At 63.7% G+C, this 6,962-nt stretch carries 6 protein-coding genes; all 6 read left to right on the forward strand.

Translation table 11 applies throughout. The features are described 5' to 3' along the window. Positions 1-195: 195 nt before the first annotated feature. The gene (locus F8K16_RS06540; protein ID WP_294948441.1) at positions 196-1,617 is read left to right on the forward strand and encodes a Fic family protein; all 1,422 of its coding nucleotides are present in this window, start codon (positions 196-198) and stop codon (positions 1,615-1,617) included. Beyond that, positions 1,614-2,522 carry a DUF58 domain-containing protein gene (locus F8K16_RS06545; protein WP_294948443.1) on the forward strand — a complete coding sequence of 303 codons (909 nt, stop codon included), beginning with the start codon at positions 1,614-1,616 and terminating at the stop codon, positions 2,520-2,522. Before F8K16_RS06540 ends, F8K16_RS06545 begins: the two co-directional genes overlap by 4 nt. After that, positions 2,519-2,995, forward strand: coding sequence for a DUF4381 domain-containing protein (locus F8K16_RS06550; protein WP_294948445.1), 477 nt, complete (start codon positions 2,519-2,521; stop codon positions 2,993-2,995). The genes F8K16_RS06545 and F8K16_RS06550 overlap by 4 nt, the downstream gene beginning before the upstream one ends. Further along, the gene (locus F8K16_RS06555; protein ID WP_294948447.1) at positions 2,992-3,993 is read left to right on the forward strand and encodes a VWA domain-containing protein; all 1,002 of its coding nucleotides are present in this window, start codon (positions 2,992-2,994) and stop codon (positions 3,991-3,993) included. Before F8K16_RS06550 ends, F8K16_RS06555 begins: the two co-directional genes overlap by 4 nt. Next, positions 3,984-5,831 (forward strand): VWA domain-containing protein, encoded by a 1,848-nt coding sequence (locus F8K16_RS06560; RefSeq protein ID WP_294948449.1) that lies wholly within the window; start codon positions 3,984-3,986, stop codon positions 5,829-5,831. The genes F8K16_RS06555 and F8K16_RS06560 overlap by 10 nt, the downstream gene beginning before the upstream one ends. After that, a partial coding sequence (locus F8K16_RS06565; RefSeq protein WP_294948451.1) for a BatD family protein occupies positions 5,825-6,962 on the forward strand: 1,138 nt, incomplete at its 3' end. The genes F8K16_RS06560 and F8K16_RS06565, both read left to right, overlap by 7 nt.

Raw genomic sequence — 6,962 nt, forward strand, 5'->3', positions numbered from 1 at the left:
CCGTCGTGCCCGTGGCGTAGGTTTCACTTGAAACGCATTTCGTAAACGTTTTGAAGAACAACAGCTGTCATATAATCGTTTTGCAGGAAAAATAATCGTTTTGTAAAGGGCAACATGCTTTTTAACTCTCCACTGGGCTATGCCTGGCTGCAACAGCATTACCAGCTTCGCCCCTGCCCTCACTGGCGAAAACATGTGCGCCATACACAGGCCAGCAAGCAGATCGAGCGTGAAAACGGCCTGGAACGCGTGCGTCTGCCGGCAGCGCGCGCACCGGAAGAGGCACTGCTGCCCCAGCTGACCTTTGCATTGAAAAATGAAGGGCTCAATCTATGTCTGCTGGCACAGCTCTTTCGTCATCACATTCATCCGCAGACGGTCGCCGAATGGGTGCACGAACACCCCACCAGCAAACCCGTGCGGCGACTGTGGTTCCTCTATGAATGGCTCACGGAACGCAGAGTTCCGGCAGATGACCTTGCACAGGGCAACTATGTTCCCCTGGCCGATGAGTCGCTCTATTACACCGTGCCCGGCCAGCGTCACAGGCGACAGCGCATTCTGTTCAACCTGCCGGGAACCGCAGATTTCTGTCCGCTGATCCGACGCACACCGAAGCTTGACGCCTTTGATGACGAGGCATTCCGCAGGCGCTGTGAGAAAGTGATCAACCGCTATCCCCAGGCCTTGATGAAACGTGCCCTGGCCTGGCTGTTCACCAAGGAAACCCGCTCTTCATTTGCCATTGAGTCCATCACCCCCAACGCCACCCGCACTGAACGCTTCATCGCCCTGCTTCACCTTGCCGAAAAGGAAGACTTCTGCAGCAAGGAGGCGCTGATCGACCTGCAGAACCGCATCGTGGATGAACGCTTCGCCGATCATGATTGGCGAAGCTCGCAGAACTATGTCGGACAGACCACCCTGCGAGGAGAAAAGGTGCATTACGTGCCTCCCCCGCCCGATCAGGTGCCCGGCATGATGAACAGCCTGTGCCTCGCACACGGACGGATGGAAATGGGCAACTTCCCCGTTCTGGCCCATGCCGCAGCCGTCAGCTTCGGTTTTGTCTTTATCCACCCCTTTGAAGACGGCAACGGGCGCATTCATCGCTTTCTGCTCCACAACATCTTTGCCCGCCGCGGACTTGCGCCCGAAGGAGTCATCTTTCCCATTTCGGCGGTGATGCATCGGCGGCCAGACCAGTATGACGCGCTGCTTGAAGCCTTCTCACGGCCACTGATGCTGGAGCTGGACTATCAGCTGGACGAGCAGGGACGCATCAGCGTAGCGGTGCCTTTTCCGGAATACTACCGCTATCCGGATCTCACCCTGCAGACGGAAGGGCTGTTGGATTTCATGGAAGAAACGCTGGAAAAGGAGCTGACCGAAGAGCTGGACTTTCTTCAGCGCCATGACAGCGCACGGACGGCCCTGCGCGAAATCGTCGACCTGCCCGATCGGCAGCTCGACCTATTCATCCGGCTGTGCCTGCACAACAGCGGCAGACTTTCACGCACGAAGCGGGAAAAGTTCTTCGACATGCTTTCGGATGATGAAGTTCGGCAGCTTGAGGCCACCCTCAGAGAGCACTTCAACGATCAGAGTCCCGAATGACCGAACAGAGCCTGCTGACTTCGCTGGACGCCCTGACGGCGCTGCGGGCCGCCACCCGACAGCGCCGGCTGGCCTCCGTGCGCCAGCTGCTGGCCCGTCAGGGTGGCAGTCACAAGGTCATTCGCAAGGGGCGAGGCATGGAATTTGCCGAATCCCGCGCCTATCAGCCGGGGGATGAGGTGCGCCTGATCGACTGGAAACTGACCGCCCGCACCGGCAAGCCTCACACCAAGGTGTTTCACGAGGCCCACGAGCAGCCGCTGGTGCTGGCCATCGACCAGACGGGCGCCACTTGCTTCGCCAGCCGCAGGCAGCTCAAGGCCTCATTGGGGCTGAAAGCCGCCGCCGCGCTGGGGTGGACGGCACTGCACCAGGGCGAGCAGGTGGGCGGGCTGGTGTTCAGCGGACACACCCATGCCGTCATCCCGCCGGGACGGGGTGAACGGCCCCTGCTGAGCCTGTTCCATCAGGCCCTGCGGCTGCATGAAGCGCTGCGACCGGCGCCCCGTCAGCCTCAGCCCTGGCAGCGGGCGCTGGACGAGCTGACCACACTGGCCCCGGCTGGCGCGCGCATCATTCTGGTGGGCGACCTGCTCGCTCCGGGCCCCGGTGCCCTGGATCGTCTTGCGCAGTTGCGTCGCCGCCACAGTCTCCTGGCGTTGCACCTGTTCGACCCGCTGGAAGCCAGCCTGCCCGACCTGGGTGCCGTGCGCCTGCAATGGGGCGATACGGAACTGAATCTGGATCTGCACGACCGCAAGGTGCGCCAGAACTACGCGCTTGCCTATGCGCGGCAGTGGCAGCAGGTGCGTGAACGCCTGCTGGGGCTGCGCATACCGGCATTCAGCCTCTCCACCCATGAGGAGGCGCTCGACCAGCTGCTTGAAGATGGGGTGTTGCGATGAACGGCCCACCGCTGGACAAGATGGCCGACATCATCCTGCCCCCACCGGTGGGCTGGTGGCCGCTGGCGGAAGTGTGGTGGTTCATCATTGTGGGGACGCTGGGTTTCATCACCTGGGCGGTGTGGATGGTGTGGCGCAACTGGGCGCTGGACCGCTACCGGCGCGAGGCCATCAGCCGGCTGGATGAGATCGAACGGCAATGGCGCGCGGGCGAGCTGGACAACCCCATCGAAGCGACCAATCTGCTGATGAAACGGGTCGCAGTCACCGCCTACACGCCTGAGCAGCGCGGCACGCTCCACGGTGCGGAATGGGCTGCCTTCCTGCGCCGCAGCGCCGTGCGGGTGCAGGCGCCGGCTGATCTGGAGCGGCTGATCGAGCTGGCCTACCATCCGGATGTTTCACGTGAAACGGAAGCGGTGACGCACTTTCTCGCCTTCGCGCGGGAATGGATACGGAGGCATCACCAGTGATTCCCGATCTGGACTGGCAGGCGCTCACGCAACTGGAATTTCTCTGGCCTTGGGCCATCGCCCTGCTGCCGCTGCCCTGGCTGGTGCGCCAGCTGCTGCCCCCTGCTCCCCGTCAGGCTCCCCTGCAGGCCCCCACGCTGGTGGAGACGGCGCGCAAGGCGGTCAGGGAGACCCCGGAAAAGCTGCACCGCCGCCGTGTGCGCCGTCTGCCCATCCCGCTGTGGGCATGGTTCCTGTGGACACTGCTTGTGATCAGCGCCATGCGTCCCGTCTGGTACGCCACCCCCACACCCTTCACCCAGCAGGGCAAGAACATCATGCTGGCGGTGGACCTGTCCGGCTCCATGGAAAAGCCGGACATGCGCCTCGGTGGTCAGGCGGTGGACCGGCTCACCGTGGTCAAGACGGTGGTGGAAGATTTTGTCAGGCAGCGCAAGCATGACCGAATCGGTCTGGTGGTGTTCGGCTCGCGCGCCTTTCTCATCAGCCCGCTCACCTATGACCACGCCACCCTCCTGCGCCTGCTGAAGGAATCCCAGATCGGCATGGCCGGTGACAACACCGCCATCGGCGACGCCATCGGCATCGCTTTCAAGCATCTGCGCCATGTGCCGGGCGATCCGGTGCTCATCCTGCTGACCGACGGGGCCAACACCGACGGCGAGATCCAGCCGCTTGAGGCCGCGCGCGAAGCAGGCCGACAGGGGCTCAAGATCTACACCATCGCCCTGGGTCGCAGCGCCGGCATGGGCGGGGGGTACGACTATGACGAACAGACCCTGCGCAAGATCGCCCAACTGACCGGTGGGCGCTTCTATCTGGCCCGAAATCCGGATCAACTGCGCCAGATCTATGCAGAGATCAACCGGCTGGAGACCGTGCCCTATGACATTCACAGCCTGCGCACCCATACGGAACTGTTCATCTGGCCGCTGGGCGTGGTGCTGCTGGTCACCCTGCTGATCGGCTGGCGCCGGGGAGGCAACGGATGGATCTGAGCCAGTTCCACTTCCTGCGCCCGCTGTGGCTGCTGGCGCTCCTGCCGGTGGCACTGGTGGGCTGGCGCCTGCTCAGAAAACGGCATCCCCTCGGCCCCTGGGCGGAGGTGTTCGAAGCGCGTTTTCTCGCCCTGTTCAGCGCTGACACCACTCCGCGCAGCAAGGCGCCCATCTCGGCGCTGCTGGCACTGTGGACGCTGATGGTGCTGGCGCTGGCCGGCCCCACCGTCAGCCAGAAGATCCTGCCCGCCCACAAGGTGCGCAGCGCCACCGTCATCGTGCTGGACCTCTCCCTCTCCATGCTGGCGCGGGACCTGCCTCCTTCCCGCATCGAACGGGCCCGCTTCAAGCTGCACGACCTGATCACCCGCCACCCGGAGATGCGCTTCGGCATGGTGGCCTACGCCGGCTCCGCCCATGTCATCACCCCCATCGCCGAGGACAGCGCCACCCTGCTCAACCTGCTGCCCAGCCTCAATCCCCTCATCATGCCTCGACTCGGCAGCCGTCCCGATCTGGCCATGGAAGAAGCGCATCGTCTGTTCACAGGCAGCCGCATCGAACGGGGCCACATCATCTGGGTGACGGACGACCTAGATCATGAAGAGGCCCTGCGCCGTTTCTTCAAACGGCACGACTACACCCTCTCCATTCTGGCCGTCGGCACCCGGAAAGGCGCGCCCATTCCCCTGCCCAACGGCCAGTTTCTCAAGGATACGCGAGGTCGAAAGATCATCGCCCGCCTGCCGTGGCAGCGTCTTGAACCCTTTGCACAGGACGTGGGCGCGCGTCTGACGCCGCTTACCCTCGGTGATGAGGATCTGGACTGGCTGCTGCCGCACGAACGGATCGCCAGAGCCGCCGACAGCCAGCAGAAGGTGGTGCAGTGGCAGGATCTCGGTCCGTGGCTGGTGTTGCTCGCGACCGTGGCCGCCGCCTTCGGCTTCCGCCGCGGCTGGCTGTTTGCGCTGGCATTTGTCATCCTGCTCCCCGCTCAGCCCTCGCCGGCGCTGGCGCAGGAGGAAAAGACCCTCTCCGACTGGCGGGACATCTTCCGCACGCCGGATCAGCAGGCATGGCGCCAATGGCAGCAGAAGCACTACGGCCGCGCCTGCGATCTCTTCGAAGACCCGGCCTGGAAAGGCGCCGCCTGCTACCGCGCCCACCGATATGAAGACGCCCGCCGCGCCTTTACCCGGGACAACACCGCCCGAGGCGCCTACAATCTGGGCAATACCCTCGCCCGCATGGGCGACTGGCAGGGCGCCCTGCGCGCCTGGCGTCAAGCTCTCCAGCTGGACCCGACGCTGAAACAGGCGGAACGGAATATCCGCCTGCTGGAAGAGTGGCTGCATCAACAGCGAAGAAAAAAGCTTCAACATCCCTCCTCCTCCGCCAACGGACGACGTCCGGGCGGGAAAAACGCATCAGCTCTGCCTGCCCAGTCCTCTCCAGACAACCGGCACAACCCGAAAAAAGAGACAAAAGAGACAAAAAAAGTGCCAGAACCCCCGAAAACCGGCAAAAAAAAAGGGGCGTCGCCGCCAGCTGAAACCGCATCCGCCAAAAATGGGGGAGACCCCGTCTCCAACGGCAAAAAACAGGCATCTGGTGACAAAGCCGCCAGCCGTCCCGCTGGCGTTAAATCCCACACCCTGCCCGGTGGTGGACAGACCCCGTCGAAACGGGGCAGGAGCGACACCACCGGGAAGAACGACGGCAGCACCCGCTGGCTGCGGCTCATTCCCGATCAGCCGGGACTGTTCCTGCAGCGCAAGTTCGAATACCAGCTGCAGCAACAGGGAGGTGGCGCGCAAAAGGAGAACAAGACATGGTGAAAATGCTGCTCATGCTGCTGCTGAGCGCGTTTGCCCTTTCTGCCCGGGCAGCCAACCTGTGCGTGCAGGCGGATCACAATCCCGCAGAAGTGGGCGATGTGGTCACCCTTGATGTGGAACTGACCGGCCTCAAACTGACTGACGAACCTCCACCCGATCCGGATTTTTCCCGCTGGCTTGGAAACAACTTCAAACTGCTGGGCACAAACCGAACCCTGCAGGTGACCGACAGCAACGGACAGATGGGCAAGCAGGTGCAGTGGAGCCTTCAGGTCCTCCCACGCCATGCCGGCGACCTCACCCTGCCACCACTCGACATCAATGGCACCCGCAGCGAACCGCTGACGCTGAAGGTCACCCCCATGCCGGACGCACTGCGCAGGAAGCCGGACTTTCTCTTCACCAGTCGCCTGGAACCGGTCAGCCCCTATGTGCGCCAGATGGCGCGTTACACCGTGCGCCTGCTCTACCGGGGCGAACTGATCAACGGCGTCGTCTCCCCGCCTGCCGTGCCCGATGCCCGGCTGGAACGGCTGAGCGACCAGCTGGTGTTCCGCAAGGTGGTGGACGATGCCGTCTATACCGTCTATGAATGGCGCTATGCCCTGTTCCCCCGGAAGGCCGGCAGCCTGACCCTGCCGCCCCAGACCCTCAACGGCCAGCTCTATGTAAACCGTCGGCTCACGCCCGTTCAGGCACGCACCCAGCCCATCAGCGCGCAGGTGCGACCCGTGCCATCCCAGTGGCCCAAGGGCCACAGCTGGCTGCCGGTGCGTGACCTCACCCTCAGCTTTCGCTGGGCGGACCGGCCGAAACAGCCTAAAACCGGTGACACCATGCTGCTGGAGGCCACGCTTACCGCCCACGGCATCCGTGGCGCCCAGCTGCCGGATCTCACCTTCACCCCCCCTGCCGGGCTGCGCCTCTACGCCGACCCGCCGGAAAGCCAGACCTTCAGGCGTGACGACGACCTTGTGGGCCGGAAAACCTTCCGCTGGCTGTTTCTGCTGGAAAAACCGGGCGAGCACACCCTGCCCGCCCTCCGCCTGCCGTGGTGGGACGTGAACACCGACCGCCTGCGCTGGGCCGAACTGCCAGCCCAGACCTTCCATGTGGCCGGCGCAGACGCAC

Source organism: Sulfurivirga sp. (assembly GCF_015490265.1).
Taxonomy (GTDB): Bacteria; Pseudomonadota; Gammaproteobacteria; order Thiomicrospirales; family Thiomicrospiraceae; genus Sulfurivirga.

Bases quoted from the DNA above. Each gene is read 5' to 3' on its own strand.
- F8K16_RS06545 (WP_294948443.1), top strand. From the start codon at position 1,614: ATGACCGAACAGAGCCTGCTGACTTCGCTGGACGCCCTGACGGCGCTG.
- F8K16_RS06550 (WP_294948445.1), top strand. From the start codon at position 2,519: ATGAACGGCCCACCGCTGGACAAGATGGCCGACATCATCCTGCCCCCA.
- F8K16_RS06560 (WP_294948449.1), top strand. From the start codon at position 3,984: ATGGATCTGAGCCAGTTCCACTTCCTGCGCCCGCTGTGGCTGCTGGCG.